At 36.7% G+C, this 23,459-nt stretch carries 45 protein-coding genes and 1 pseudogene; 5 read left to right on the forward strand and 41 right to left on the reverse strand.

Going from position 1 to position 23,459, the window contains the following annotated elements:
• Positions 1-34 precede the first annotated feature (34 nt).
• From gpG to IGJ45_RS11465, 27 genes are all read right to left on the reverse strand, one after another.
• Positions 35-418 (reverse strand): phage tail assembly chaperone G, encoded by a 384-nt coding sequence (gpG, locus tag IGJ45_RS11335; protein ID WP_123836386.1) that lies wholly within the window; start codon positions 416-418, stop codon positions 35-37.
• Between the two features lie 45 nt (positions 419-463).
• The gene (locus tag IGJ45_RS11340; protein WP_252651062.1) at positions 464-790 is read right to left on the reverse strand and encodes a hypothetical protein; all 327 of its coding nucleotides are present in this window, start codon (positions 788-790) and stop codon (positions 464-466) included.
• A gap of 78 nt (positions 791-868) precedes the next feature.
• Complete coding sequence (locus IGJ45_RS11345; protein WP_311809960.1) at positions 869-1,471, reverse strand: phage tail protein; 603 nt, start codon at positions 1,469-1,471, stop codon at positions 869-871.
• Positions 1,472-1,502: 31 nt separating this feature from the next.
• Positions 1,503-1,898, reverse strand: a complete 396-nt coding sequence (locus tag IGJ45_RS11350; protein ID WP_311809959.1) for a hypothetical protein — start codon at positions 1,896-1,898, stop codon at positions 1,503-1,505.
• Complete coding sequence (locus tag IGJ45_RS11355) at positions 1,895-2,293, reverse strand: HK97 gp10 family phage protein (protein WP_311809958.1); 399 nt, start codon at positions 2,291-2,293, stop codon at positions 1,895-1,897. Before IGJ45_RS11355 ends, IGJ45_RS11350 begins: the two co-directional genes overlap by 4 nt.
• The gene (locus IGJ45_RS11360; protein ID WP_409534376.1) at positions 2,290-2,682 is read right to left on the reverse strand and encodes a phage head-tail adapter protein; all 393 of its coding nucleotides are present in this window, start codon (positions 2,680-2,682) and stop codon (positions 2,290-2,292) included. Before IGJ45_RS11360 ends, IGJ45_RS11355 begins: the two co-directional genes overlap by 4 nt.
• Positions 2,651-2,929 (reverse strand): phage gp6-like head-tail connector protein, encoded by a 279-nt coding sequence (locus IGJ45_RS11365; RefSeq protein ID WP_311809957.1) that lies wholly within the window; start codon positions 2,927-2,929, stop codon positions 2,651-2,653. The genes IGJ45_RS11360 and IGJ45_RS11365 overlap by 32 nt, the downstream gene beginning before the upstream one ends.
• A gap of 74 nt (positions 2,930-3,003) precedes the next feature.
• Positions 3,004-4,137, reverse strand: a complete 1,134-nt coding sequence (locus tag IGJ45_RS11370) for a phage major capsid protein (protein WP_123836393.1) — start codon at positions 4,135-4,137, stop codon at positions 3,004-3,006.
• 24 nt (positions 4,138-4,161) lie between these two features.
• The gene (locus tag IGJ45_RS11375) at positions 4,162-4,956 is read right to left on the reverse strand and encodes a head maturation protease, ClpP-related (protein ID WP_171918252.1); all 795 of its coding nucleotides are present in this window, start codon (positions 4,954-4,956) and stop codon (positions 4,162-4,164) included.
• Positions 4,940-6,103 carry a phage portal protein gene (locus IGJ45_RS11380; RefSeq protein ID WP_171918250.1) on the reverse strand — a complete coding sequence of 388 codons (1,164 nt, stop codon included), beginning with the start codon at positions 6,101-6,103 and terminating at the stop codon, positions 4,940-4,942. The genes IGJ45_RS11375 and IGJ45_RS11380 overlap by 17 nt, the downstream gene beginning before the upstream one ends.
• A 17-nt stretch (positions 6,104-6,120) precedes the next feature.
• A complete protein-coding gene (locus tag IGJ45_RS11385; RefSeq protein WP_123836395.1) occupies positions 6,121-7,812 on the reverse strand; it encodes a terminase large subunit domain-containing protein in 1,692 nt (563 codons plus the stop codon).
• A 2-nt stretch (positions 7,813-7,814) separates the two neighbouring features.
• Complete coding sequence (locus tag IGJ45_RS11390; protein ID WP_123836396.1) at positions 7,815-8,369, reverse strand: helix-turn-helix domain-containing protein; 555 nt, start codon at positions 8,367-8,369, stop codon at positions 7,815-7,817.
• A 189-nt stretch (positions 8,370-8,558) separates the two neighbouring features.
• Positions 8,559-8,873 (reverse strand): HNH endonuclease, encoded by a 315-nt coding sequence (locus tag IGJ45_RS11395; RefSeq protein ID WP_123836397.1) that lies wholly within the window; start codon positions 8,871-8,873, stop codon positions 8,559-8,561.
• A complete protein-coding gene (locus IGJ45_RS11400) occupies positions 8,870-9,163 on the reverse strand; it encodes a hypothetical protein (protein WP_123836398.1) in 294 nt (97 codons plus the stop codon). Before IGJ45_RS11400 ends, IGJ45_RS11395 begins: the two co-directional genes overlap by 4 nt.
• Before the next feature lie 64 nt (positions 9,164-9,227).
• A complete protein-coding gene (locus IGJ45_RS11405) occupies positions 9,228-9,419 on the reverse strand; it encodes a hypothetical protein (protein ID WP_060814704.1) in 192 nt (63 codons plus the stop codon).
• 17 nt (positions 9,420-9,436) lie between these two features.
• The gene (locus tag IGJ45_RS11410) at positions 9,437-9,973 is read right to left on the reverse strand and encodes a hypothetical protein (protein ID WP_123836399.1); all 537 of its coding nucleotides are present in this window, start codon (positions 9,971-9,973) and stop codon (positions 9,437-9,439) included.
• A gap of 331 nt (positions 9,974-10,304) precedes the next feature.
• Positions 10,305-10,703, reverse strand: a complete 399-nt coding sequence (locus tag IGJ45_RS11415; protein WP_123836400.1) for an ArpU family phage packaging/lysis transcriptional regulator — start codon at positions 10,701-10,703, stop codon at positions 10,305-10,307.
• A gap of 796 nt (positions 10,704-11,499) precedes the next feature.
• Complete coding sequence (locus IGJ45_RS11420) at positions 11,500-12,264, reverse strand: phage antirepressor (RefSeq protein WP_123836401.1); 765 nt, start codon at positions 12,262-12,264, stop codon at positions 11,500-11,502.
• Positions 12,265-12,332: 68 nt separating this feature from the next.
• On the reverse strand, positions 12,333-12,470 hold the full coding sequence (locus tag IGJ45_RS11425; RefSeq protein WP_154731721.1) for a hypothetical protein: 138 nt from the start codon (positions 12,468-12,470) through the stop codon (positions 12,333-12,335).
• A 3-nt stretch (positions 12,471-12,473) separates the two neighbouring features.
• Positions 12,474-12,665, reverse strand: a complete 192-nt coding sequence (locus tag IGJ45_RS11430) for a hypothetical protein (RefSeq protein WP_123836402.1) — start codon at positions 12,663-12,665, stop codon at positions 12,474-12,476.
• A gap of 95 nt (positions 12,666-12,760) precedes the next feature.
• The gene (locus IGJ45_RS11435; RefSeq protein ID WP_123836403.1) at positions 12,761-13,069 is read right to left on the reverse strand and encodes a hypothetical protein; all 309 of its coding nucleotides are present in this window, start codon (positions 13,067-13,069) and stop codon (positions 12,761-12,763) included.
• Complete coding sequence (locus tag IGJ45_RS11440) at positions 13,069-13,497, reverse strand: YopX family protein (RefSeq protein WP_123836404.1); 429 nt, start codon at positions 13,495-13,497, stop codon at positions 13,069-13,071. Before IGJ45_RS11440 ends, IGJ45_RS11435 begins: the two co-directional genes overlap by 1 nt.
• 38 nt (positions 13,498-13,535) lie before the next feature.
• On the reverse strand, positions 13,536-13,781 hold the full coding sequence (locus tag IGJ45_RS11445; RefSeq protein ID WP_171918296.1) for a hypothetical protein: 246 nt from the start codon (positions 13,779-13,781) through the stop codon (positions 13,536-13,538).
• Positions 13,781-13,990 (reverse strand): hypothetical protein, encoded by a 210-nt coding sequence (locus IGJ45_RS11450; RefSeq protein WP_260281649.1) that lies wholly within the window; start codon positions 13,988-13,990, stop codon positions 13,781-13,783. The genes IGJ45_RS11445 and IGJ45_RS11450 overlap by 1 nt, the downstream gene beginning before the upstream one ends.
• A gap of 154 nt (positions 13,991-14,144) precedes the next feature.
• On the reverse strand, positions 14,145-14,384 hold the full coding sequence (locus IGJ45_RS11455; RefSeq protein ID WP_060815513.1) for a hypothetical protein: 240 nt from the start codon (positions 14,382-14,384) through the stop codon (positions 14,145-14,147).
• A 41-nt stretch (positions 14,385-14,425) separates the two neighbouring features.
• Entirely contained in the window at positions 14,426-14,578 is a 153-nt protein-coding gene (locus IGJ45_RS11460; RefSeq protein ID WP_156424254.1) for a hypothetical protein, read from the reverse strand.
• Between the two features lie 47 nt (positions 14,579-14,625).
• Positions 14,626-14,811, reverse strand: a complete 186-nt coding sequence (locus IGJ45_RS11465; RefSeq protein WP_123836406.1) for a helix-turn-helix domain-containing protein — start codon at positions 14,809-14,811, stop codon at positions 14,626-14,628.
• 162 nt (positions 14,812-14,973) lie between these two features.
• On the opposite strand from IGJ45_RS11465, the gene IGJ45_RS11470 reads away from it, so the two are divergent.
• Positions 14,974-15,288: a hypothetical protein gene (locus tag IGJ45_RS11470; protein ID WP_123836407.1), complete on the forward strand. Its 315-nt coding sequence runs from the start codon at positions 14,974-14,976 to the stop codon at positions 15,286-15,288.
• On the opposite strand, the gene IGJ45_RS11475 is transcribed toward IGJ45_RS11470, so the two are convergent.
• The 13 genes and pseudogenes from IGJ45_RS11475 to IGJ45_RS11535 all read right to left on the reverse strand — a co-directional run bounded on the left by IGJ45_RS11475 (position 15,245) and on the right by IGJ45_RS11535 (position 21,743).
• Positions 15,245-15,406 (reverse strand): hypothetical protein, encoded by a 162-nt coding sequence (locus tag IGJ45_RS11475; RefSeq protein ID WP_185079740.1) that lies wholly within the window; start codon positions 15,404-15,406, stop codon positions 15,245-15,247. The genes IGJ45_RS11470 and IGJ45_RS11475 overlap by 44 nt on opposite strands.
• Positions 15,407-15,450: 44 nt before the next feature.
• Positions 15,451-15,753, reverse strand: a complete 303-nt coding sequence (locus IGJ45_RS11480) for a MazG-like family protein (protein ID WP_252704484.1) — start codon at positions 15,751-15,753, stop codon at positions 15,451-15,453.
• A 282-nt stretch (positions 15,754-16,035) separates the two neighbouring features.
• Positions 16,036-16,404, reverse strand: a pseudogene (locus IGJ45_RS11485) (HNH endonuclease); the annotation flags it as partial.
• Between the two features lie 256 nt (positions 16,405-16,660).
• Positions 16,661-17,026: a hypothetical protein gene (locus tag IGJ45_RS11490; RefSeq protein WP_123836338.1), complete on the reverse strand. Its 366-nt coding sequence runs from the start codon at positions 17,024-17,026 to the stop codon at positions 16,661-16,663.
• Positions 17,023-17,316, reverse strand: coding sequence for a hypothetical protein (locus IGJ45_RS11495; RefSeq protein WP_225585851.1), 294 nt, complete (start codon positions 17,314-17,316; stop codon positions 17,023-17,025). The genes IGJ45_RS11490 and IGJ45_RS11495 overlap by 4 nt, the downstream gene beginning before the upstream one ends.
• A complete protein-coding gene (locus IGJ45_RS11500) occupies positions 17,306-18,211 on the reverse strand; it encodes a DNA replication protein DnaD (protein ID WP_311828310.1) in 906 nt (301 codons plus the stop codon). The genes IGJ45_RS11495 and IGJ45_RS11500 overlap by 11 nt, the downstream gene beginning before the upstream one ends.
• A 13-nt stretch (positions 18,212-18,224) precedes the next feature.
• The gene (locus tag IGJ45_RS11505; protein WP_311828309.1) at positions 18,225-19,016 is read right to left on the reverse strand and encodes a PD-(D/E)XK nuclease-like domain-containing protein; all 792 of its coding nucleotides are present in this window, start codon (positions 19,014-19,016) and stop codon (positions 18,225-18,227) included.
• Positions 18,988-19,881, reverse strand: a complete 894-nt coding sequence (locus IGJ45_RS11510; protein WP_311828308.1) for a hypothetical protein — start codon at positions 19,879-19,881, stop codon at positions 18,988-18,990. Before IGJ45_RS11510 ends, IGJ45_RS11505 begins: the two co-directional genes overlap by 29 nt.
• On the reverse strand, positions 19,871-20,212 hold the full coding sequence (locus tag IGJ45_RS11515; RefSeq protein WP_171918320.1) for a hypothetical protein: 342 nt from the start codon (positions 20,210-20,212) through the stop codon (positions 19,871-19,873). The genes IGJ45_RS11510 and IGJ45_RS11515 overlap by 11 nt, the downstream gene beginning before the upstream one ends.
• Positions 20,209-20,547 (reverse strand): hypothetical protein, encoded by a 339-nt coding sequence (locus tag IGJ45_RS11520; protein WP_171918058.1) that lies wholly within the window; start codon positions 20,545-20,547, stop codon positions 20,209-20,211. Before IGJ45_RS11520 ends, IGJ45_RS11515 begins: the two co-directional genes overlap by 4 nt.
• Before the next feature lie 261 nt (positions 20,548-20,808).
• Positions 20,809-21,021, reverse strand: coding sequence for a hypothetical protein (locus IGJ45_RS11525; RefSeq protein ID WP_171918059.1), 213 nt, complete (start codon positions 21,019-21,021; stop codon positions 20,809-20,811).
• A 2-nt stretch (positions 21,022-21,023) separates the two neighbouring features.
• Positions 21,024-21,485, reverse strand: a complete 462-nt coding sequence (locus IGJ45_RS11530) for a hypothetical protein (RefSeq protein WP_171918060.1) — start codon at positions 21,483-21,485, stop codon at positions 21,024-21,026.
• Between the two features lie 24 nt (positions 21,486-21,509).
• Positions 21,510-21,743 carry a helix-turn-helix domain-containing protein gene (locus IGJ45_RS11535; RefSeq protein ID WP_311828307.1) on the reverse strand — a complete coding sequence of 78 codons (234 nt, stop codon included), beginning with the start codon at positions 21,741-21,743 and terminating at the stop codon, positions 21,510-21,512.
• A gap of 89 nt (positions 21,744-21,832) precedes the next feature.
• On the opposite strand from IGJ45_RS11535, the gene IGJ45_RS11540 reads away from it, so the two are divergent.
• The 3 genes from IGJ45_RS11540 to IGJ45_RS11550 all read left to right on the forward strand — a co-directional run bounded on the left by IGJ45_RS11540 (position 21,833) and on the right by IGJ45_RS11550 (position 22,888).
• Positions 21,833-22,036 (forward strand): helix-turn-helix domain-containing protein, encoded by a 204-nt coding sequence (locus IGJ45_RS11540; protein ID WP_171918062.1) that lies wholly within the window; start codon positions 21,833-21,835, stop codon positions 22,034-22,036.
• Between the two features lie 73 nt (positions 22,037-22,109).
• Complete coding sequence (locus tag IGJ45_RS11545; RefSeq protein ID WP_154731714.1) at positions 22,110-22,526, forward strand: hypothetical protein; 417 nt, start codon at positions 22,110-22,112, stop codon at positions 22,524-22,526.
• Positions 22,523-22,888 (forward strand): hypothetical protein, encoded by a 366-nt coding sequence (locus tag IGJ45_RS11550; protein ID WP_154731713.1) that lies wholly within the window; start codon positions 22,523-22,525, stop codon positions 22,886-22,888. Before IGJ45_RS11545 ends, IGJ45_RS11550 begins: the two co-directional genes overlap by 4 nt.
• Before the next feature lie 93 nt (positions 22,889-22,981).
• Here the strand turns inward: IGJ45_RS11550 and IGJ45_RS11555 are convergent, their stop codons facing one another.
• Positions 22,982-23,131: a hypothetical protein gene (locus IGJ45_RS11555; RefSeq protein ID WP_171918063.1), complete on the reverse strand. Its 150-nt coding sequence runs from the start codon at positions 23,129-23,131 to the stop codon at positions 22,982-22,984.
• A 77-nt stretch (positions 23,132-23,208) separates the two neighbouring features.
• Here IGJ45_RS11555 and IGJ45_RS11560 point away from each other — a divergent pair, with 77 nt between their 5' ends.
• Positions 23,209-23,334 (forward strand): hypothetical protein, encoded by a 126-nt coding sequence (locus IGJ45_RS11560; protein ID WP_301540573.1) that lies wholly within the window; start codon positions 23,209-23,211, stop codon positions 23,332-23,334.
• Positions 23,335-23,459: the final 125 nt, after the last annotated feature.

The raw sequence follows: 23,459 nt of genomic DNA on the forward strand, positions 1-23,459 counted from the left end.
ATAGCGGAAATTACATCACGAATAAAGCTAATTTCTAAGTCGTAGAATTCTGACCAGCTGACATTTCCGCTGCCAGAGCTTTTTTTAACGCTTCGTCCTCTTCCTTTGAAAAACCAAGAACACGATAACGGACAATATCATAAATCACGTCAAGGTCTTGCGTATCCAATCCTTCCAGAATCGCTTTCTTATTGACTTTCTTATCGTTAAATAAGCTAGCGACAAACTCTGCTTGTAGTTCCATGTAGTCCGACTCTGTCGGCTTGATCAATTCTCCGCTTTCGTCTTTGCGGTTTTCCAATTCCTTTTCTAGTCGGATATAATCTAATCGTTTCGAAAAAGGTACGAAGTCTTGAAAAAATTCTTCAACGTCACCTTTAGCATTTCGTAAGCGTAATTTGATTGTTCTTTCAGTCATCAATAAATCCTCCTAAAATCAATATAAAAAGACTAGTCACATCGACTAGTCTTTCGGTACTAAAGCTAATAGATCTGCTTTAACGGTCTTTCCAGCATAATCAATGTGATGTGCTGTTAACCACGTTTTGATTTCTTCAACGGTGTTAGAGGATGTCGGTTTTACATCCACATCAGCACTAAACGTCTCTGCGGACTTAACAGTAAATGCTGGAATATCGACCTTTGCCGATTCTTTACCATTTTGTACCCTTGTTGCTTTATACTCCCCGGCTGCCACTTCTGTAGCTGGCTCTATACCTGTAATCGATAAAGGACTTGCTCCCTCAACAATTTTAGTATCACCTTTGTAAATTCGAAATGTATCTGCCATCTTCATTTGCTCCTTTCTATGATAATTCGACTGTGGCCCCATCATTGGTTGGTGTAATTGTTCCAACGACAGGGACCGTTACTCCCCCGGCGTTGTTTCTCCAAACAATAAGCTTTTAAGCTCTGTCATTTCGGCATCACCTTGTGCAAAGCCAACGATTTGTGGTTTGTCGATGCCATCTAATTTTTTAGCAACTGGCGTACAAACGTACTCGTCAGGTTCTGGCGTAAAATCCTCATCTGTAATTGTCGCAGCTTTATAAGCATCACGACCAAATGTTGCCGCAAATATCCCTGTACCCAAAACATCACCAGTTGAGGCATCTTCTGATTCCAATAGAATTGCATAGTACGGTGGCTCAGTGTCATTACCGACTAAAGGAATTCCTCCTTCTTCTTTAGACCTCTTGTGTCCTGCCATCTCATGGTCAAGCTCGTATGGTACATCTAACAAGCCTAAATTTGCTGCAACATCGCCATATCCTTTTCGTGCTAAGAAATAAGCGATATTCGATCCAAACACTTTAACTGGTGTTTTTGTTAAACCGGTAATTTCAAAACTGGCGGTCGCTCCTTCACGAGGAACGCCTTTAATTTCAACTTTTTCAGCACTCGTTGCTGGTTTCAAATCATCACCTAAACGTAAAATTGTTGCTTTTGAAAATCCGTATGGAACTGCCATAGTTAATTCCTCCTAATAAAATAGACACCGATCAATAATCAGTGTCATAAATTTTTGTATTTTTTCGATATCGTCTTGCATCAACAAAACGTTTTGTTTCCGGGAAATACTCGTCTAATCCACCTGATAACTGAGAAAAGCCAAATTCCCACATTGTGTCTTTGACAGCTTTTGCAATTTCTTTAGTCAGCATACGACTAGCTGATTCAACATTGATCTGATAGCTGAACTTCTGCGACAATTCTTTATTCGCAGCAAAGTAAGCAGGTGTCGGCGGACCGCTAAAAGTATCAATAATAATAAACGCTTTTGATCTGTCAAATGATTCGGGCGCTTCATAAAACTTGATTTGTTCAGCTGTGACTTTTTCTTCAATCAGAGGATTAGCGATCAAAGCATTGTAGACTTCCATCATCATATCTTTCATTGTGCTAATTCCTCCAAATCAGTTCGTAATTCTTGCAAAGCAGTTGTTTCTGTTTTATCTGCCACAGCTTGTAGTTTTCCTTTCCCACGAGGACTGATATATCTACCAAAACGAGTATATCCGAACTCGCTCAAATGGACTAAACGCCATCTTGATCCTTGCCCCCAACCGACTTGAACTTGTTTTGGAGGACCTTTTTTCACATTTGAAACGATGACTGTATCGTGTGTTTCTCCTGTGTCCATATAAGATGCTGTCGCTTCTTCAACATCCTTCTTGAGTGTTTCACCGTATTTTCTTAGAGCCTTATTCACGACTCTTGTAGTTCGTTTTTCCCCTAATTTAGATTCTAGATTTTTTAAGATATCATCTACACCATTGATAGAAAATGTCATGAGGTCACCCCCAAGATGATTTTAAGGAAATCGTTATTCTCAATATCTGGCGCAAAATCTACAATATCCCAGACATCATCTTTATATCGATAATCATCCAAGACTACTTTATGGCCATTGTCTGGCAAATAGTCTGTGAATGGGTCTCGAATCTTTATTGTGACAGCTTTCTTTGTGCCTTTTCCACTAAGAATATCTCTATCCTTAGAAGAAGGACTGTAGACTAAACAAGTACAGTTGAACAATTTCTTACTTTCTTGTTCGCCTGGTTCGGGTCCTTTGTTTGGCATGACTTCAAAAAAGGTAACCGGCGTATTTAAATCACCGGCCACAATTTCAGGTCGTGTATATTTTGACTTAATCGGCAACTTGATCACCTGCCAAGTCAATTGACGCGTCCATGATCATAGTTTGAAAATTGTCATAAAAGTATTCAAGCGCCTCGTTCCTCAAATAACGAGTTCGTTCATAAACTAACTCTTTCCCTTTTTTGTACTCACTAGGATCAAAAGTACCAATCAGTGATTTAATATCAGAAAAGCCACTTTCAAGCTGTTCGCCGATGTCTGCATCTTCTGACGAGTGGAAAATACGAAACCGAGCTTTATACTCATCGATATATTTTTTATCGTTCATAGTCCCACTCCTTTATGAAAGATTAATGACTGCCCCATCAGTCGTTGGCGTTACTTCGCCAATTGTTGGGGGAATTACTCCCCCGAACCACCACCGGTAATAGTAAGTGTCCAAACAGCCGCCACTTTATTATCTTTTGCTTTACCATATGCAAATGTCTTAGCAGCATATAAGTCTAGATCTTCCAATGCGAGTGTTTGATCAAATTTCTTGATTGACACACCACCACCAACATAGCCATCATAACGCCCGTTTACAAAGCTCAAACACTTACCAGTTGCTTGCGCCTCTGACTCGATAATTTGAATATTGAATGGTGTGTTCTTAACATACAATCCAGCATTAGTGACAATTGTAAAAGCGACATCTAAATCTGTGGCATCTTCTGGCGAGATTACCAAACAAAGTTTTCCAGCAGTGTTTAATCGTTTCCCATTTTCTTTTACGGAATGAAATTTCTTAATTTTCCCCATTTCCAAAAGGTTTTCTTTTCCATTTGCTAAAGGATCAATTGTCAAAGTCCCTTCTGGTGTTTTTTCTGGATACACACCACCGGTGATCGATACATCTTTTTGAACTTGTCGATTTAACCCGACTGGCTGATCTTTACCAGTTCCTGATAAGAAAGCTAATTCCATAGCTACAGCAAACGCTTCTTGAATTTGTAAACGTACAAATGATTCAACCCACGCTGGACCAAATTGCGTTAAATCTTTTGGTAAGACTACAAATGCGGTCAATTTGTTTTGAATTGACTCTTCTTCACTGAACGCAGCATCTAGCTGACCTTTAATTTCATCAAAAATCTTACCCCAAACAGCTACACCGCTTGTCTCAGATTTCAAGAATTTCAAGCGTAATCCAGCATTTTTCACACCGATTGCAGCTAACAACGGATGTTCAGAAACAACATCTTCAAAAATAGTGTCAATTGTTTCTTGTGGCAATAGTGTTTCTTCTTTGTAACCAACTTCTTTGTTGATTTCATTGAAGAATTTACGTTGTTCGGCAGCGAGTTTTGCATCTAATTTAGTTCCAGCAGCGTATGATTCAGCAGCAATTTCACCGGCTTTTTTCGCCTCTGAAATCATTTGATCCAACATTTCACCGTAAAGTTCCCCAACTTTTTCAGTTGATTCGTTATTTTGTACAGCTTGAATCCATGCTTTTTTTGCGTTCTCAAAATCTTGTGATAATTTAATAGTCATTTTATGTCCTCCTCATTTTTTGTATTAAAAAAGAAACCTAGCAAATGGAGATTCATTTGTTGGTTCCGCGTTTTTAGTATTTTGTTTTTCATCCATCCACTCTTGGATAGACTTTCCTTGAATAATTGTATTTGTTTTTAAATCTTCAATACTATCATCCACAATTTGTTTCATTTTTTCTTCATCAATCACAACTTGTGCAAAAGGTTTTTGGTTTCTAAGTTTATTCACTTCGTTGATAACGTTAGACGGAATCAATCCGCTACCTCCATCAGCGACAAGTTGTGGACGTTCTGTATTTTCGAACATAATTGAATCTGCGAAACCATACTCAACAGCTTCTTCAGCAGTGAGCCAAGTCTCTTTATCCATCAGTGACAAGATTTCATCTTTACTTTTACCAGTTTTAGCCACATATGCATTAGCTAGAGAAAGATTAGCCTTTTGTAGAATCTCGCTGGCTTTGTCCATTTCATGATAATCGCCTTGTGACCCCATAGAAACGTTATGGATCATGATTTGACCGACTGGGCTAATTTTTATTTGGGTTGCAGCCATTGCAATAATACTTGCCGCACTTCCAGCCATTACAACATTAGCAATCACTTTACCACTGTAAGCACGTAATCCAGTATAGATTTCATTTCCCATGTCAACTAAACCACCATATGAATTGATTGTAACTTCTACATCTTCTCCATTTGTGGGAAGTTTAGATAATACATCTTTTGGACAAGTTGCTTCCATGTCAAACCAGTCATAAAACCATTTGTCATCACTTGAAATGATTGGACCGTTAATTTTAATCTTCACCGTCATTTTCATTCTCACCTCCTTCTAATATTTTTTGATAGTTTTTAGTCATGATTAATTTCTGTCCTTCTCCATTCGGCAATGGGTCAAAACCGAGTGGCTCACGAACTTCATCTCGTAAGAACGTTCCAGATGAAACAATCTTGTCAATCTGAGTTGCGTATTCTAATATGTCTTTAGGTAAAACGTTGTTAATTTTGATGCGTTCACCTTTTGTATATTCTTGGCAACTGATGATCTTTGCGATCAATTCATCTTGTAGTTTTTTTACCAGCGGAACAATACATAATTGGCGGAACGCTTTGATATTGGAATTTAATTCAGCTTTCTCACCATAAATAAGCGCCGTGGGTACTCCTATGGCGTTGGCGATATCATCAATGAGAGAGGATTTCATTTTATTCAATTCTTCTAATGACTGATTAGACACACCCTGCTTGTTGGTATATTCTTCATATTCGAATCCCTTTAATTTTGGTACGATCGCTACTGAGTTGGTTCGAAAAGAGTTATAAACTTTATTGATAAACGCTTGTAATCTTTCACTTTTAGATTTCCCGTCTTTTCCTTTTTCATCACCAATACCACCTGTGGCATCTATGCCGACTGATGCACGAATTTGGTTGTTACGCATAGATATTTCCAGTATACGTCCAAAAAGTTCCGCGTAATCATCAAACAACCCTTTTGTAAATTTCTCTAACTTTTCGTTGTTGTATTCAAGGTATATAACTTCCGACATTTTATACGTTCTCTTAAATGTGTAGTTTTTGACTGTTACCATAGAAAAAGTATCTTCATATACCGCATACTCTTGTCTATAATAATCATCTGCAATTAGCATCTGGTTATCATCAGTAAAAATCACTAAGACTTCATTGTCATCCAAAAGACGATAGAAAAATTTTTCCCAGAACGTAGCGGCTGACATATCCGAATTAGGACGCACATTTAAAATATAATCCCAATCGGCTGTGTTATTCTTACCTTGAAATTTCACTTCCAGTGTTGACATCGTTCTTGAGACAAAATCAAGAACAGTATTTTTCGCCATAGTTTTTAAATAAGATCGTTGCGCTAAGTTTTCTGCAAACTCATAATCTAGCATCCATTCGATCTCATTATTCTTTTTAAAAATATCTAAGATTCCCAAATAATTTCACCACCTTTCTAAAAATCAATGTCATCAAGCATATCAAAAGCTTCGTCATAATCAATCTGATCATCTAACTCTGTGGCTTTATATAACGCGTGGACAAATGCTTGGAATCCATCTGTTTTTCGCTTAATTTCTTCTTTTTTTAAGAATTGTTTTCCCGCTTGCGTTTCCTTTACATATACATTATTGGTAAACCATCGCATTAATGGATTATCACCAAAGATAAATTTGTGATTTGCAAATCCATCTTCTACACGAGGAGCTAATAATGGGTGCAAGTTAGACGGCCTTTTCAATCGGACTACTTCAAATCCTTCTTTTTCAAGCATAGGTCCTAAAATATCTGCCTTGTAGTTATCCATGACAATTACTCTCATGCCATATTCTTCTCTTGCTTGAATAAACCAGTCAACAATATACTTAGGATTCAAAGATGGTTCGTCTATAACTTTCATCAGTCCCATTCTTTCCCAAGCTTTTATTGGTGCGCGTTTTTCACTACCAACTAATTGCTCTTTCAATGAATATCCGTAGTGAATGTCACAAAAATGTTTCATCGCAAACGTAAATGTCTTAAATGCATATTCCAATTTCTTACGATTTTTAAATAGTAAACCGCAAGTAGCAAAATCTCGAACACTACCAAAGTCAATTGACCCGATTGGTACTGTATCTAGCTCAAAGAAAGGACGATTCGTTGCCATCATCTCTTCCCTTGTAGCAACAGAATTCTCCATATTGTCCTCAAGAAAATTCATACGTTTAGTAACAAATGCAGCACGTCCAGAAGGCTCAGTAGCCAACTTCTTGTACTTTTTCATAACTTCATTAAAAAGACGCTTTCCACGCTTATTCAAAGGTGGTTGCAATGCTGGGTTTGCTTTTGGCCAATTTTCCGGATTATCCATTTCCTCAATGGCATCCAACTCACAGATATAAGGAAACACCCCTTTAAATTCTGTTAAGCCATTCAAAATATCTTCACATTCGCGATATTTAATATCAAAATATCCCTCACGTACAAATCCCTTTGTACCAATGAAGAACTGTCGCCCATGATCTACCTTCCCAAGTCCGCCTGAAAATACATCAACAATATCTGTATTTTCCATCTCATGATATTCGTCATAGATTACTGCACCTTCTCGGCCGCCATCTTGTGAACTTGCATTGCTCGTTTTATACTCAAAAACAGATTGCGTTTCTAAACCTGTCAAGCTGCTTTTATAGGCTTCAAACTCTTCTTTCAAATCTTCATTGCCTTTTTTATTAATAACTCGATAGCATTCTTGAAAACTTCGTTTGGCCTGTTTCTCGCTATTAGCTACAATCGAAACATCATAGTAATCAATCCCATGAAGTGAACTGACAAAGTAATTTGAAAGAGTTGAAATGAAACCATTTTTTCCGCCACCGCGTCCCATATTGATGACAAATTCATCAAAAACAACTTCATCATCTTCTTTGTAAAACAAAAAAATGAATGCGGAAATAAATTTTTCCCATTCATCCAACTCAAAATACCAAGCCTGACTAAACTCAATATAATTATTTATTTGTTCCTCATCGAAATAATAAATATCGCTGCGAGGTAAAATTTCTTTTTCTATTAGTTTTAAAAGAAGTATCCTTTTTTCGTTAAGGATTAACTCACCAGATTTCCATTTACGAATATATTGATCAACATACTTGTTAGAAAGCATTTCTATTTCCTACCAAGCAACTTACTTTTTTTATCTACTTTCACATTTGGAGGTAATAAATCGGTGAGTTGTTTGATAATAGTTTGGTATGTTTTATCTCTATTATCGTAATTCTCGACAATAGGCCGTTTCCTATCATATGCCATTTGATTTTCGCTTTGCTTGAATTTTTCATACTCTCCGTTTTCGAGGATGTCCTTCCAATTATCATCTAGCAAGACCCTTAGTCGCGCAGCTTGTGTAATTAGTCCTTCAACCAAACTAAGTTTGTCCCGAGGAATTTTTTCAAAAATTTCTTGAAGCCGGTTAGTTTCTAATTTCACACGATTTTCCATGTCGTCCATACGATCATTTAGTAAGAAATGTAAACTGCATCCAAGCACCTTTGCAATAGCACTTAACTTTTCAATACTCGGCGAATTTTTTCCATTCTCAATACTTCCGTAATACTTACTAGAAATCCCGCTTTTTGTTGCTACATCAACTTGAGTCATCTTTTTTTCGAGTCTTTTTTGCTTCATTCTCGTCCCAACTAACTTAGAATCCAAACTAATCACCTTCCTTCAATATTTACTAACTTAGGGGTAGAGGGGGGAGGGGTACAAAAAATTCGTCGCATTTGCAGAATTGACCCCTTCCACCGGTTCCCTAGATTGGGATTTGACCCCAAAATAATTCGACCGGGGGTATGTTGATCCCCACTTTAGTTCGTTATTCAGTCTAATTTTGGGATTTGATTATTACGTTTACCACCATTCGTCATCCCACTTTCGTTTCTTTGGTTGGCCACGATAGTTCATGCGATCGTGTCGCTTGTTGTGGCAGTCCTTGCATAACGTTCTTAGGTTGTCTGGATCAAATGCCAGCTCTGGATTTGTTTCTAACTCCTTAATGTGATCGACTTCAAGAACAGAATCATATTGTGTAGTCAGTCTGCCTTCTGCTTTACACCACAAGCATTCGTAGTGATCTCTCTCAAGTATTGACTGCCTTAGATTTCGCCACTTAGTAGATCCATAAAACCTAGCACGATCCGCTTTTGTTTTGACAATCGGAATCATTTCTTCAATTTGCCAACGTAGACATTTACTAGCGATCGTTGTATTTGTAAGATTCCATCGATACTAAGATCATTGATATCTATCTCCATTCGCTCCCTTAAAAACCGAGCGTTGTGATCAGCTTTCAGTGTTCGTTCAGTAATGTAATAATTCAAAGCAGCAACTTCATCCATCTTCAATCCGCAAATGCTAATCATTGTCATGAACAAATCAGCAATCTCATCCATGTCTTTTGATTCGCGGATATCTTTTAAAATTTTCAGGTAATCTTGTTCTTGTGATCTCTTCATTTTTACCGCTCCTTTTTATGTACAAAAAAAGACACCTGAGATCAGATGCCTTTTCATATTCTTTTTATTTTTTTGACTTTGATACAATTTGGAGTTGTATTAAAGTTACAATAACTAATCCTAGCAATCCTTCAAAACGAATATCCTTATTGACTAAATACTCAATTGATATTCCTAAAACACTACCAAGCACCACAGCAATCAAAATGCTGACAATTGGATGTTCTCGTGTATAAGAAACCCATTTTCTATACAATAGTCTTCACCTACTTGCTATTTGGTTTTATATTCTGTTGCCACATGCTTACCGTTAGCATTGTAACCTTTTCTCATATAGAAACCAACCCATCCGTTTTTGTTCGTATCCCATTTTTTGGCAATTTCTCTACCTGGAGCTGAGCCAAACTCCGTCCAACTTGTTACACCCAACAAGCCTGCAATGGCCCATCCAGGAATACCAAACATAGAGATAGCAGCCGCACCACCAGCATAAAAAGCAGCATTTATTGCATTAGCTAAAACACCTGTGGACACTGCAATATTCGTATATTGCCAACTACCCCATTTTGTTACACTTGTACTAGCTCTTGCAAAAGTGGTGGGACTATTATAGTATTCATCCTCATATTTTCTAACAACTGTACTTCCATCTTCATCTTTGTACACTACAATATTTTCTAAGTCATTGTCTTTATCGGTAACTGTATTCTGTCCTTGGTTATCTACCTCCGTGGCAACTGCAACTACACCTGATGAAATTGTTCCTCCTAATACTAAAACAAGTAACGATACAATAAACAGCTTTTTCATACCAAACCTCCTATATTTTTTTATTCTATAATTATTTTAACACCTCTAAAATATTAATTCAACATAATATCTTTTTCCAACACAAAAAGACAGCCCTAGCGAATTTTGAAAAGAGGAATCACCTCCATCAAATAGTGTGCTGTCTTTTATTTTGTCAAAGAAGAATAAGCGATAAGGAGATTGCCTCCTTTCGGTTTATGGAATATTGTGAGTAGTCCAATCACCGTCTCTCTTAATCTTTCCGACACTACTATAATAACACCTAAAATCGGACAATTTGCGCCAAATCTGCGCCAAAAACGCCAAATTTACGCCATTTACGCCAAAATTTTCATCGATAAGCAACGATTCCAAATACATCCGCAAATTCTAAGAGCGCTTCTGACTTCATGCGGTTCAATGTCCGTGTAGCTACTCCAAGATTATCGGCAATCTCGTCGTTTGTCATAATCTCTTTTACACAATAAGTGTAATACAGTACCTGTCGGCTCATCAAGCTCAATCGACTCAAAGCATATTCAATAGCTTGGATTTTTTCTTTTATTTCAATAGTTTGAACCAATGCATTTTCTAAATTATTTCCTCTACTTGGTGCCTTCGGCATGTCATCAATGAATGGTGAGCGAAGATCGATCGGACTTCGCTCAGCTTTCCGTTCTAAACTTCGATATTGTTTTAAAATAACTCTTGCATTCTCTTTCGTCTGTTTAATATCCGCCTCTTTAATCATTTCAAATCACTCCAAGATATGTTAAAATGAAAAAAGATTTTTGATACCATTCAATATTCTATGTACAGGCAGCCAGTGGTCGGCTGTCTTTTTTATCAAATAATCTTGACAAATAATGATGATTTTATATCATAAAATAAAAGGCTAAGTCTCGAACAAAAACAACATATCCAGTCTATTTTTTCTGATAGTACCTTTTAAAGTTTTTAGCCTTTTCCGAATCTCTATGTTGCCTAACCTGCTCTATCCATAGTAGATTCGGTTTTTTTATTAAAGCATAAAATAACATTGACAATTTTATAAAACGTATTATTCTAATAAAAAAAGGCTATTCTCCAAACGCAGTGCACAAAACTTTGTATTCTTCTTTTTAGCTATAGCCTTTTTCGAGCTTTCTACACTTTACAGTCCTTTTCTAGTTCATGTAGAAAGCTCGTTTTTTATTTTTAACCTATTGACTTTTTATGAAAACCTATTATTCTAGTAAAAAAGGCTAACTAGCAAGTTTTATTTTTGAAAAGCTTTCACTTGCTGTATCCACTTCTTAGCCTTTTTGAATCCTTTGTAGTCCCTGAAACACCCAATCAACTACGGAGGATTCTTTTTTATTTAATTATAAAATAATATTGATTTTTTTATAAAACCATTTATTCTAGTAAAAAAGGCTAGATTTTTTATTGTGCCCAAAATAATGTTTAGTTTTCTTTCTATCAAAACATGGTCCACCTAGCCTTTTTTCGAACCTTCTATATACTTATCAATCATCTAGATCACTCTCCATAGAAGGTTCGTTTTTTTATGCTATTTCCCAAAGATCCATTTGAGGATAATAGCCTTCTTCCTTCAACAAATCATAAATAAACAGCCTTCCTTTTTGTGTCCACTTGGTACTCATCACAATTTTTTTCGTTCCGTCTGTTTGAAGAATTTCGCTCGTGTGAGATTTTGTATATCCGCAATTCATATACTTCTTGTAAAGTAACCATTGACCGCCTACTTTTCGTTGTATACCTAATTGATGCAACAGCTTATTTAATTTGACTGCTGACATTCCATAATCCGCTGCAATCTGTGAGGTAGTCACTGCATCTTTCGATGCTAGAATTGTATCAAGATAGGTGATTTTCGGTTCATATTCAGCGACTTTTTGTTCCGCAATTAATCGTTTCGTTCGTTCCTCTTTCAGTTTCGTAGCTACTTCAATCAACAAATCAGGATTTTCAAGTATTTCATCTTTAGCGTACATACCGTATTTTCTGATTTGTGGCAGCACTTCGCTTGTGACCCAACGCTTGAACTTCCTTGCATTTAGAAGTTTTGATTTTAAGATTAAGCTGTATAGTCCGGATTCATTGATTATGGTGGCAACTTGTTCTCCTGAGGGGGTAACGATTCGTTCCCCCCTTTTATCTTCATTGTCGACATGATCTTTAAGTGCTTTACTCGTGTTTTTATAACCAAGAATTTCTGCCACATCTTTCCCTACAAAATATGGCTCATCATTCACTAGAATTGTTCTAACTTGATTGTCTTCAAAACTAAAAATTTGTGGTGTTTCCATTTGATGACTTCTCCTTCTTTAGATATTTGTTACTTATTGTTCCATTTGCCTGTGCTTTCTCCAACAGTTTACGCTTTTTCTTCTTGATTTTTGATTTCGTCTTTCCCAATAAAATCATGCTCCTTTTCATCAACAGACTTACCGATTATAATGCTTACAAAAATAATCCCAACAACTGCCACGAATCCTAACACTATAAAAGTCATTAGTTACCCTCCTGCTTCCATTGCATCCTTAGCTAACGGATCATTTTTGATAATTTCATACTTCCTTTGCACTTCTTGCAATTGATTCTCTAACTGCTCAATTTGCTTTGATTGGGACCAAATTACGTACGTTGATCCCCAGCATGACACAGCAAGCATTGCTAACAATATATAAATCACGTGTTTACTTTTCATCTGTTCCCCTCTCTAATTCAGCAATTGTATAGGATAGCCAACTCAAGCCTGCGATCGTTAACAGTATTGATACCATCGCTAGTACTGTATAGTGATTAATTTTCATCGACTTGCTCCTGAACTAACACGAGTAATTCATTCTCTACCTCATAAATCTGCTCAAACAAATCAGCTTTCGCATCATTGATAGCTTTCTCCAAGATCTTACGAGGAACACAAAAATGCTTCTTGTTTCCTTCAAACGCATCCCAAAAACACAACTCATAACTGCTAGACTTAATCTCGCCACCGTACTCTCTGCGGAGTGCATCGCCAAAATTTTCTCCATGTTCTAACTCACTATCAAGTTTTTCCAACTTATCAGACAGTTCACTTACTTTTTTACAAAAATCTAACCAATTCATCATTTCACCTCCAAAAGTTCTGGGTTCTCGTAGATATTGCCGATAACTTCGATTGTCTCGTAATCTCCCCCCATAATTGTAGACAAAACGTTGCTTTCGTAATACCACGAGCTGGGAGCTTCAATATCAAAGGCTGGGTAACCCTCGTCCGCATAATTCTTAACCACACTGGTGTAGCTGTCTTCTTCGTTGCCCCCGTCAGATACTTTTACAACGTCGCCTTCAAAAATCTCCACGCCGTTCTTGTCTTTCAAGCCAGTGGATTGCATGAGGACTGAATCTAAATGAGGGAACACCCAGTCGTAGGGTTCAATTGACAAATCTAAAATATTAATACCTTCCTCGGTTAATTCAAAGCAAACATCTTCTGTACTTGGATAAACCATTCTGTCATTTTCTTTATCCCAAGCTCTAAATTTTGGTTCCATCTTATCCCTCCTGTTCGCTATCGCTGACGATTGTGGAATTAATCGATAAATCTTATCAAGTCATGCTCATATAGCGCTATTGTTCCATCGTTCATTTCTACTACTGCGTATAGGTTGGATCTTTCTCCATACTCGTTAGCAGCATATTCGGATATCCACTGATGAAATTTGCCTTTTATTTCTGTGTCTGTGTATTCGCAACTAACGCAATACCGCACACTCGTTATTTCACTAAAAGCATGCTCTTCTTTCTTCTCTCGAATTACTACTGGTCTAAGAATCATCATTCTTCCTCCTGTTCCTGCACCCATTTAGAAAATACTTCTAAGACTTGGGCAAATCCATTCTGTGGTAAATCAGGCATTTCAGGTTCTTGTAAAGTTGCATGCAATGCATGTTGCGCCGTTTCGCCATACCAAGCGTAATTAATTGTCAATCTATTAATCCACTTTTGCTGATTCTCGTTGAGTTGCGGTTGATCTACCATTCGCACAGTGTGTGTGCCTCCATATGACCTGTATCCACTGATTTCGATATTTCCTTTTGATCGCTTAGCATTTTCGAATTCTCCCCAAGCTTTACCTTGGATGATTAATTTCCCACCCACATTCATTCCTCGCTTTCTATTACTTCTTCGGTTAGCTGACTCACACATCATACTCACTAGACACCTGTTTATCAGTTGATCCAAGCAATCCCCAAGCTTTCGCCTGCATTTCATAACGATATTTGTTGTCGTGCAAATACGCCAATCTGTTTTCAGCTATCTTAGTAAGCTTTGGGATATTCACCCCCAGCACTTTTGCTTTAATTAATTCATTAGAAATTTCGTTAATCTCGTCTTTGTGTGATTGGATAATACCCATAATATTTTCTTCGTTAAGCATTTCTATACCCCCGCTTAGTTATTTTTTGTCGTATAGCTGACTTAATCATCAATTATGTTTGCGAGTACGCTACCCAATATATACTCAACATTTTCTTCATCTAGCTCTTTTGGAATCTTGAAACCTGCTACTTCTACACAGTCATCCTCGATTTCAACGTAAATCACTATTTGCTTTATCTTTTTATCAGTCATTGTTAAACCGCCTTTATTATTTGTATATTTCTTCCACTGATGGAAACCTATCTAAACCTATCCATACTGACTTCTAAAGCATCAGCGATTTTTTTTATCAGCTCAAAACTAGGTTTCTTTATTCTTCCTTTTTTCAATTCAGTGATAGTCCCAGTTGAAACGCCCATTCTCTTTGCTAGTTCATATTGTGATATATCTTTTTCAATTAATATTTGTTCAACTTTACACCACATTTCCATACCTCCAAAAGAACTCACGTTCGTAACATTTGTAAATAAATTGACACAACATGTAGTGTTAGTGTAAAACGCAACTCTGTATATTGTGCTATATTTTTACTGAATAATGCGTCTGCCAATGTATTATTCAAATCTATAATGAAAGGAGACATATACATGGGAGTTAAAATTAAAGGTTTAAAAGAACTGCAAAGAAACCTAAAAAATTTAGAAAAGAAAGCAGATTCTGTTAATGGTAGTCATTCTGTTCCTTTTAACGAATTATTTCATGATGGTTTTATGCAGTCTTATACTAACTTTTCTAACATTGATGAATTTGTTGAAAAGTCAGGTTTTGATTTTTCTAACATGGAATCAATTGACGAAAATGAATTAGATTCTTTCATAAAAGAAAATTCAAGTTTTGATTCTTGGAACTCTATGAAGTCTAAAGCTGCTGGTCTTTGGACAAAAAAACAGCTTGGGCTTTAAATTTTTCGATTTTTTCTAAAGTATCTTTTAACTGATCAATTTGGTATCCGGCCCGATTGATCAGTTTTTTTAATTCTTCCATATTTGTTATTTCAACTGGTATAAATAATTTATCCATAATAATCCCCCTTTTTTAATTACCTTTCTTTTCCGCTTTTAGAATTATTTCAGGTCACTTGATTTAACAAACACTCCGTTGACCATCTGTCCAGTGCGCCCCTTGATTTCGTCATAAGCGCAATTCAAACACTCTTGAATATTTAAGTCTTGTTGCATTGCTAAGATGATTAGGGTAACGATTGTGTCGCCTATACCATCTTTTACTGCTTCCATATTGTCACGAGCCATACCAGCTGCAATTTCAGCTACTTCCTCGACAACTTTAAGCATCTGTTTTTCCGAAGAGGCATTATGCAAATTTTTGTCTACAGCCCATAATTTGATTAAATCAATCAGTGTTGAAATTGTAACTTTATCAGTATTTTCTTTAACTTCTTCAAGCGACACATACTCAAAAATATAATTTCGTGTATCTCCATTCATTTCAGAAATGTTTTTATCACACCATCTACTTGAATAGCCATAGTATTCGGAGCAATCTCTTGCACTAAGAAAATATCTAGTTATTCCAGTTTCTTTTTCAAAACACTTAACAGGCTTTGCATTCCTGATTTTTAGACATACTTTTATCATTTCCGTATATTTTTTTAATCCTAAACCATACGCATGATAGAGTTGCTCTGATCTATCAGCCCATTCAAGATTAGATACATGGTTATTCCTCTTGTTCCCATCAATATGATTAACAGTCTCCTTATTATCAATATTGGGAATGAATGCTTCAGCGACTAATCTATGAACCTTTACTGTTTTCTTTTTTCCAAAATAGGTTAACTTTACAGTAGGATACCCATCTGCACTTAAACGCTGTTGCAAAACTCTTGCTTTTCGATAATGCCCTCTTTGATTTACATAACTCAAAACAACAACTTCCCCAAAACTGGTAATTACATGATGGGGAAATTCTTCAATATAGGCATACTGTTTACTAGATTTCGCTTCATCCAATCCTTTATTCCTAGCCCATTGCTCAACTGATTTTATTAACTCATCCATGTTTATTCCTCCAAATTTTAGTTTTGCACATATCCACAAAGTTATACACAATATATTGTGGGAACTAATTTTCGCCTACAATATATTGAACTATTAAATTCAACTACTGACTCACAGTAATCTTCATTATTTTGAACACACCCTGTGCAACCATTGCTTGTTGTTCAATTTCTGAGTAGCTGTAGCCGTGCAGATACATCACCGCATGGCGACCTTTCCAATTCACATAATCAACTCTGTATTGTCTCAGGCCCATCTACATCACCTCTAACAAATCGCGAACGACGCCTTTCGTTAATCCGAGCGATTTCTTCCATCGAGCTAAAGCATATGCGGTGATATTGAAAATATACTTGATCTCACGGTCTAGATAGCCCTGTTTTTTTAGCTGTATATAACTATTTACACTCAGTTCCTCCATCGTGCAGATCGCTCGATCACTAGACAACTGTTTTTCTTGCGTTCCCACTCGTTCTAGTGCTTTGCTCAGCCGTTGGACTTTCTCCACAATCTCTGGATCATTGTCCCAACCTTCTAAGTAGGTCAATTCACTGATTTTTTGACGTAAAAACCGTTTTTGATAGGTGGATCGAGACGATTGAGTTTTCTTTGCTTGCTTCATCCGGTCTTCTCCTTTCTTGCCATCAGTCCTCGATATAGCAACTTGGCTTCTTGCCACATAGATTCAGTAGTTCCGGCAGTGAGAAATTCGCCATAGTGCATCTTTGATACTTTGCCCAAGCTAATTCGAGTATGGCGATACATCACCATGAAGATTCGAAAGCGGACCTCTTCTGGCTGATCACTATCAAGGATTCGCTTAACATTTTCCATCAAGTTCTTGTGACTAGGGTCTAATGCAGTGTAGATTTGCTTAATTACAGTGATTCGGTTTAATTGATCAATTTCCAAATGGATCGTCCCCCGCTTCTTTTCGTAATCGTTCCATGATTTCCGCTTCTTTCCGGGCATTGTATCCTTCTGGATCATCTAGCCATTCTGGAATAGGCTCTGTGCGCACTGGCTTGTAGGATAAGGCGCTATAACTTGTTCCCGCTTGTTTGTACTCCCTGTTGGCTTGTACCGCCATGGTGTCGTATTTTTCACGTAACTTGCGGGCAGATAAGATATTTGCTGACCAAAAATTATTTTTCTGACTCCAATCAATCATCCGGCTTACTTGGTCTTCGGTCCGCTTGTCGATCTCGATCATTTTCCGAATGTCATCCGCCCAACGTTGGAGGTTCGGTTCCTTGATTTCCTGATTCTGACAAATCTGTTTGAATAGCCGTTCTGCGAGTTGATAATAATTCGAGGCATGGTCGTAAACGCGCGCTTTGCGTGTTTGCGACGATAATGTTTTATTCTTTATATTCTTATCATTCTTTATTTCTTTATCATTCTTGTTAGTTGTTAGCTGCTTGTTAGTTGCTTGTTGATTGCTTGTTAATTCCTTTGTTGAGTCAGATTCCCTAGATTGATAAATCTCCCAATTGACAATGGTTATAAGCCTATTTTTGTTTGTTGATTCGCTTGTTAGAAATTCATATTTTTCAAATCGTTTTAGAGCAGTTCTTACATTCTGTACAGAGATTCCTTTACCACATTTGCTTTTAATCTTTTCTAGTGACGTAATAAATTGACCAGGAATAGCCTTGTAAGGTTTACCTTGCCATTCCCATTCTTTTTTCTCATGATTCGCCATAGAAAGAAGTGTAATCAATATGACTTTTTGTTCTGGTGTAGATTCTTGCCATATTGGCTTTTCAAGTAATTGACGGTAAATCTTTATCCATCCGCCGGTCATTTAAATCACCACCTTATCCCAATAAATCGCCGACTTCTACAAAACCTGTTAATGCCTTATGTTGACGACAGTATTCACATTTCCCACACATTTTTGGTGCTTCTTCTCCGTTTTTTACTCGTAAGATATGGGGAAGTTCCTGTTCCAATAATCGAAGTTCAAAATCAAACCGTCCTGGGTAGATGCTGATACCCGCAATATCAGGAGGGGATTCTTTCGTTACTGCAAAGATATAGGGGGTGATTTTCCTGTTATAGTTTTGTTCGAGTAAGTGTTTATAAACAGCCATTTGTAAAATGTAACCATAATGTTCAACAAATGAAACATATCCACCATATTTCTTTGACCAGTACCTTTGATCGAGACTTCGAGTCGTTTTTAAATCAACAAGATAGCCTTTCTCTAGATTGAAACAATCTATTCTGGCTTTCCATTGCGTATTAAATAGCGTACCGGTTAAAATCAATTCCTTCTCCCCTTGATAAACAAAGCGGAAAAAATCATCATATTCTAACGCTTCAATCATATTGATTGCTTGAACAAATTCTGCACGCTCAGAACCATTCTTTTTATAGATTGCACTTGCATTCTCCTTTAAAAATTCTTGGTGTGCCTCAGAAGATTCAAAATAAGAATGGACATAGTTTCCAACTAACAAAGCCGTAGGATCGCTCTCTGGTGACCACTCTTCTTTTAATTTTGCCAAAGTAGCCGCTTCACATTCTTGAAATGATTTAAACTGGCTGACTGACATATATTGCCAGTCAGCTTCATTGCTATAATAGTTCTTCTTGTTTAGGTCCATCGGTACCTACCGCCTTTGCTTCTTTCAACGGGTCTTTCTTTGTTTTAGAAAATTCTTGCTCTAATTTCGATGATTCTTTCTTTTCAGCAGTCGGAATCTCAAACCAATCCTCTACTTTACTCATACCATCTTTGATTGAGTTATAGATATTTGCTAAATCCACACCATTTTTTTCGGTAAAAGCAGTTGCTTTATAACCAAATCTGGCTTCAATCATTTCTTGAGTAACGTCAAGTTTTTCTTTAAACAATTTGAACATTTGATCCAGTCGCTCTTTTAACGGTTTGTCATTCGCCCCAGCCATCGTTTTGTTGCATTCTTCAACTGCGGCTTCAATAATATCTCCCGGAATAACCCCCAAAATACACGCCCGCACACGCCGTGCACCATTGTTAGCCACTAACTCATAAATATCTCTTGGATCCTTTAAGAAAGTAACTCCTTTTTTTGTGTGGCGTTCATGTTTTACTGTGAATACTTTCTCTTGCCGTGTATTCGTTTCAAGGTCCCATGCATAAGCCATGGCAATTGATTCCCCGGGCAATTGTTGTAGTTCTTTAATACCAAAGGATAAATTTCCCCAATTTTGAGCGATTACTTCTGCCAATCGAATCGATGGACCACTGACCATTTGACCACCTCGCGGATAGTTATAAACTGCTGTTTTGGCTAAAGACTGTCGTTTGCATGCATCTAAAATTCGCCGTTCTGCATCAAATGGATTTCTTGGAAATTGCTTTGCCATGAAAATCTGACCTTTTACCTCTTCCACTTCTCGGCTAATTGCAGTAGTCATTAATCCGCTTTGTCCTTGTTGGTTTGTAACTGATTGTTGTTGAAAACTCATTTCTAAATCATAACTCATTAAAAAGTTCCTCCTGTCTTTGCTTGAGCCAGTCTTTTCCGCTAACAATCCGTAGCTCTGGCATTGTGATAGAATCTGCACCGAAATCATTGATCATATCCAAGAAATTCTCATGGTGTAAAACGAATTTATTGCGTGTGCCACATTTATTCATTCGATAGCCGATAAACAGCCAATCCGATTCGTAAACTGTTGTACCGTTATCGTCTTCATTCCAGTGTGCAGATGGGTCTTCTACCTCTTGAATATCATCAGATAAGATGTTCGGGAACACGTGACTGGTTTCGTCTTGCATTAAGGTATCGTAATTCGTTGCGATGTAATCCATCATTTAAATTCACCTCGCAAAGCACGTGAAATAATATCAAGCACATCGTTTGGGTTGTCTGTCACGAATGTATGCGTTTGTTTCGGAGTATTTTCCGTTTCGATGCCGTATAATTCTTTCAACATGCGGTGTTTCGGACAGTCGCAATCCAATTCGGTTAATTCTTCTTTTACATGGTTATATTGTTCAAGAGTAGCGATTGACACAAGTGATTCTGGACCTGCTTGCGCTAATGCCATTTCTCCTTCATCATCAAGCACGGCTAAGGACAATCCAACATTTTCTTTGTGACATTCTTCTGCTAGTTCCTCAATTAATCTTTGAATTTTTTCGTTCATTTTGTTATACTTCCTTTGTATAGATTTTTTGTTATAGTTTTGTTTGGCTCACACTAGCGGAAACTGGTGTGAGCACTTTTTTGTTTTCCTTAATAGTTCTTATGCAATAATGGTTACTACCTCTTCTTTAAGCAATTCATCTAATTCACTATTCAAAAATTCGTGAATATTCTCCATCGCTGATCCCGCTCAAAGGAACATTAATATTTTCAGCCATTTTGATTTTTTCCTCCTAGCTGTGCTATAATTTTTTTACCTTTTTCATTTTTTTGAGCTTACACTGGCGGAAAACGGTGTAGGCTCTTTTTGTTCTCTCAGTTCAAATAATGCCTCATCATAAATCATCATCAACCACATGACAGCTGTTGGATAGCCGATTCTAACCCACATTGGTACTTGTCCTGTGATTAGTGCGCCTAACGCAAAAATCGTTAAGATAAATGCGGTCCGCCGGACCCAGTAGATTTTTTTCATGGTTACTCCTCCATTGATTTTTCTCTATCTAACTGCTTTAATCTCTCATCATACTTTTGTAAGAATAAATCTTTCAACGCTTGATAAGTTTCTCTAACAAGCCTGTACTCTGTTACATCTAAATCTGTATTTTTTGTCGCTCCTGTAACTCCTAAAGCGAGTTTTCGTAATGCATCATGTAAATTAGTCGTTGAAACGTTATAATGTGGAGATTCATTTTTCACTAATCCATGTGCTCTTGGATGAAGCGTATAGATTCTTGAAAAAGGTAATCCTTCCCATGATTCGAGTTTCTTTGTTGTGTCGTGTGTTTGATTAATACGTAAAATATCAGCATCATCCAAAGCAATGTCTTTAAACAGCGTATTCTGAGTTACCTTTTCCATCGGACGTTTTAATAATTGGATTTCAAGTCTTAATCGTTCATTTTCTTTTTTGTACTCTTCTAACGTTTTCATTTCCATGTCTATTCCTCCGTGGTATACTATTTACAAATAGTTTTTCATGTAGTTCGGAACTTCCTCAGCGTTCTTCGCCAAAAGTACACGCTGAGGTCGCTCGAACAAGTCTTCTAGTGCGTTTAGCACTTTTTGTCTTGGGAAAGAAGTTCCTAATTCAATCCCACGATAATATCTAGCTGTTACACCAAGTCTTTCTGCTACCTCAGATTGAGTTAGCTTTTTTTGTTTACGATAGCTTTCTAATAACAAATCACATCCCACTTTCTTTATTAAAGAGGTAAGTTTCTTTCCTCTTCGAGTTTTATTATAGAGGTAAGTTTCTTTCCTGTCAACAGGAGGAATATTTAAACATGGCTAATTTAAGAATCAAAGAATTAAGAATATCTAAAAATATTCAACAAAAAGCCCTCGCTGAATTATTAGGGGTATCACCACGGACAATACGAATATGGGAATCTGGAAAGTATGAGCCTAGCATTGATCAACTAATTTCTATAGCAAATATCCTAGGTGTTTCTATCGACTACCTCGTGGGCCGCACCGACAAAAAATGATCGCTTAGGCGGTCTTTTTTGCTATAATAGTGACAAAATAATCCATACAAATTTATTTGGAGGTATTGAGGTTATGCTAGATTCCTTTCACAATTCATTTCAAATTGTCTATAACCTAGTCAATCTAATTGATCCTTTCATTGGAATTGCTACTTTTTTATTGGCTTTATTTTTGAAAAAAGAAGTAAATAGAACCATCGAAAGAATCGAATTTAGAAAAGATTACGAACAATGGTCTGGAGAAGCCGCTGGATTTATTAATTTACTTAATTCAGATATCTATAATGAACAAGCAATAAAACTTCAACTCCATGATTACTTAGCAAAACTAAAATACAATTACACTTTTTTTACTTTTTCCACCAAAAGAACTATTAAGAAATTAGAAAACATCCAACTAAATAAAAATGATCTTAATTCCGTTCTCCAATTCCAAGAACTATTAAGGAAACTAGAAGCAAAACTTTTGAAAGAAGGGAAAATCTCTTGAATCCACAACCAAAAACTAAACAACTCATTGATAAACTAGTAAATAACTCTTTACATCGATCCTATAATTGGAATGATTTATCACAACATCCAAATAGAATTCTCGAAATTGCTTTTAAAGAAAAAACAAATAATCTTCCCATTTTTCCATTCGACAGCTACTGGTTTGAAAACGATAAACATATCGCTGGACTAATCCATTCAGTAAATCATTTTGAATACTGTATTTTTTTATTCAATAAGAAAACCCGTCTATCTGCTCTCAATCCCATTGATACCCGTTCTTATTATCAATTGAAAACCATTATTGATAATCAAATAAAAGAACGAGAATTACTCATTGATGATTTTTTGGATACCTAGATCTTGGTGTCCTTTTTATTTGTCTGATAAACTCTCTTCTCGTTTGAAGCAAAACAATAATCGTTCCTATTCCGAATAAACACGATATTATTTTCATTCAAACTGCGCCTCCGTCAACTCGTAGTCTACTTTTTGTTGCGCTTGTTCAAATAACTTTTCTAAGTTATCTTCTGTCGCAAACGGGATTATCTTTTCAACATTCGGGAATACCGTTTTGATAAAATCTAATTTTTCTTTTAACATTTACTATCCTCCATCTATTAGTTTTTAATATTTACGTCCCCAAATTAACTTATTATAATTAATGGGGAGGTGATTCTATGAAACAAATTCCTGTAATTGCTTATGATGTTCTTGCGGTTGCTGAATCTTTTGCTCCTAGAGATCATCCAAAAGCTGACACTTTCTTCCAGCATCCATATTTAACTTCCTATTCTCGCGAATAAATTGAGAACGCTTTATTGTTCTTAACTGCAAAAAAACTTATCGATAGTGAAGTTGGTTATTTGCCGAATGGTAGATTTTATTGCCTCTTCATAAGTGTTTTGCCCGATGGATATGAGGTTTTAGA

Origin of the sequence: Enterococcus sp. DIV0574 (assembly GCF_051711125.1) — a bacterium.
Lineage (GTDB): Bacteria > Bacillota > Bacilli > Lactobacillales > Enterococcaceae > Enterococcus_D > Enterococcus_D gallinarum.

Excerpts from the sequence above, each read along its gene's own strand:
- gpG (WP_123836386.1), bottom strand. The coding sequence starts at position 418 with ATGACTGAAAGAACAATCAAATTACGCTTACGAAATGCTAAAGGTGAC.
- IGJ45_RS11340 (WP_252651062.1), bottom strand. The coding sequence starts at position 790 with ATGGCAGATACATTTCGAATTTACAAAGGTGATACTAAAATTGTTGAG.
- IGJ45_RS11345 (WP_311809960.1), bottom strand. The coding sequence starts at position 1,471 with ATGGCAGTTCCATACGGATTTTCAAAAGCAACAATTTTACGTTTAGGT.
- IGJ45_RS11350 (WP_311809959.1), bottom strand. The coding sequence starts at position 1,898 with ATGAAAGATATGATGATGGAAGTCTACAATGCTTTGATCGCTAATCCT.
- IGJ45_RS11355 (WP_311809958.1), bottom strand. The coding sequence starts at position 2,293 with ATGACATTTTCTATCAATGGTGTAGATGATATCTTAAAAAATCTAGAA.
- IGJ45_RS11365 (WP_311809957.1), bottom strand. The coding sequence starts at position 2,929 with ATGAACGATAAAAAATATATCGATGAGTATAAAGCTCGGTTTCGTATT.
- IGJ45_RS11370 (WP_123836393.1), bottom strand. The coding sequence starts at position 4,137 with ATGACTATTAAATTATCACAAGATTTTGAGAACGCAAAAAAAGCATGG.
- IGJ45_RS11375 (WP_171918252.1), bottom strand. The coding sequence starts at position 4,956 with ATGACGGTGAAGATTAAAATTAACGGTCCAATCATTTCAAGTGATGAC.
- IGJ45_RS11385 (WP_123836395.1), bottom strand. The coding sequence starts at position 7,812 with ATGCTTTCTAACAAGTATGTTGATCAATATATTCGTAAATGGAAATCT.
- IGJ45_RS11395 (WP_123836397.1), bottom strand. The coding sequence starts at position 8,873 with ATGATTCCGATTGTCAAAACAAAAGCGGATCGTGCTAGGTTTTATGGA.
- IGJ45_RS11400 (WP_123836398.1), bottom strand. The coding sequence starts at position 9,163 with ATGAAGAGATCACAAGAACAAGATTACCTGAAAATTTTAAAAGATATC.
- IGJ45_RS11410 (WP_123836399.1), bottom strand. The coding sequence starts at position 9,973 with ATGAAAAAGCTGTTTATTGTATCGTTACTTGTTTTAGTATTAGGAGGA.
- IGJ45_RS11415 (WP_123836400.1), bottom strand. The coding sequence starts at position 10,703 with ATGATTAAAGAGGCGGATATTAAACAGACGAAAGAGAATGCAAGAGTT.
- IGJ45_RS11420 (WP_123836401.1), bottom strand. The coding sequence starts at position 12,264 with ATGGAAACACCACAAATTTTTAGTTTTGAAGACAATCAAGTTAGAACA.
- IGJ45_RS11425 (WP_154731721.1), bottom strand. The coding sequence starts at position 12,470 with ATGACTTTTATAGTGTTAGGATTCGTGGCAGTTGTTGGGATTATTTTT.
- IGJ45_RS11430 (WP_123836402.1), bottom strand. The coding sequence starts at position 12,665 with ATGAAAAGTAAACACGTGATTTATATATTGTTAGCAATGCTTGCTGTG.
- IGJ45_RS11435 (WP_123836403.1), bottom strand. The coding sequence starts at position 13,069 with ATGAATTGGTTAGATTTTTGTAAAAAAGTAAGTGAACTGTCTGATAAG.
- IGJ45_RS11440 (WP_123836404.1), bottom strand. The coding sequence starts at position 13,497 with ATGGAACCAAAATTTAGAGCTTGGGATAAAGAAAATGACAGAATGGTT.
- IGJ45_RS11445 (WP_171918296.1), bottom strand. The coding sequence starts at position 13,781 with ATGATTCTTAGACCAGTAGTAATTCGAGAGAAGAAAGAAGAGCATGCT.
- IGJ45_RS11455 (WP_060815513.1), bottom strand. The coding sequence starts at position 14,384 with ATGCTTAACGAAGAAAATATTATGGGTATTATCCAATCACACAAAGAC.
- IGJ45_RS11460 (WP_156424254.1), bottom strand. The coding sequence starts at position 14,578 with ATGACTGATAAAAAGATAAAGCAAATAGTGATTTACGTTGAAATCGAG.
- IGJ45_RS11465 (WP_123836406.1), bottom strand. The coding sequence starts at position 14,811 with ATGTGGTGTAAAGTTGAACAAATATTAATTGAAAAAGATATATCACAA.
- IGJ45_RS11470 (WP_123836407.1), top strand. The coding sequence starts at position 14,974 with ATGGGAGTTAAAATTAAAGGTTTAAAAGAACTGCAAAGAAACCTAAAA.
- IGJ45_RS11475 (WP_185079740.1), bottom strand. The coding sequence starts at position 15,406 with ATGGATAAATTATTTATACCAGTTGAAATAACAAATATGGAAGAATTA.
- IGJ45_RS11490 (WP_123836338.1), bottom strand. The coding sequence starts at position 17,026 with ATGAAGCAAGCAAAGAAAACTCAATCGTCTCGATCCACCTATCAAAAA.
- IGJ45_RS11500 (WP_311828310.1), bottom strand. The coding sequence starts at position 18,211 with ATGACCGGCGGATGGATAAAGATTTACCGTCAATTACTTGAAAAGCCA.
- IGJ45_RS11505 (WP_311828309.1), bottom strand. The coding sequence starts at position 19,016 with ATGGACCTAAACAAGAAGAACTATTATAGCAATGAAGCTGACTGGCAA.
- IGJ45_RS11510 (WP_311828308.1), bottom strand. The coding sequence starts at position 19,881 with ATGAGTTATGATTTAGAAATGAGTTTTCAACAACAATCAGTTACAAAC.
- IGJ45_RS11515 (WP_171918320.1), bottom strand. The coding sequence starts at position 20,212 with ATGATGGATTACATCGCAACGAATTACGATACCTTAATGCAAGACGAA.
- IGJ45_RS11520 (WP_171918058.1), bottom strand. The coding sequence starts at position 20,547 with ATGAACGAAAAAATTCAAAGATTAATTGAGGAACTAGCAGAAGAATGT.
- IGJ45_RS11525 (WP_171918059.1), bottom strand. The coding sequence starts at position 21,021 with ATGAAAAAAATCTACTGGGTCCGGCGGACCGCATTTATCTTAACGATT.
- IGJ45_RS11530 (WP_171918060.1), bottom strand. The coding sequence starts at position 21,485 with ATGGAAATGAAAACGTTAGAAGAGTACAAAAAAGAAAATGAACGATTA.
- IGJ45_RS11540 (WP_171918062.1), top strand. The coding sequence starts at position 21,833 with ATGGCTAATTTAAGAATCAAAGAATTAAGAATATCTAAAAATATTCAA.
- IGJ45_RS11545 (WP_154731714.1), top strand. The coding sequence starts at position 22,110 with ATGCTAGATTCCTTTCACAATTCATTTCAAATTGTCTATAACCTAGTC.
- IGJ45_RS11555 (WP_171918063.1), bottom strand. The coding sequence starts at position 23,131 with ATGTTAAAAGAAAAATTAGATTTTATCAAAACGGTATTCCCGAATGTT.
- IGJ45_RS11560 (WP_301540573.1), top strand. The coding sequence starts at position 23,209 with ATGAAACAAATTCCTGTAATTGCTTATGATGTTCTTGCGGTTGCTGAA.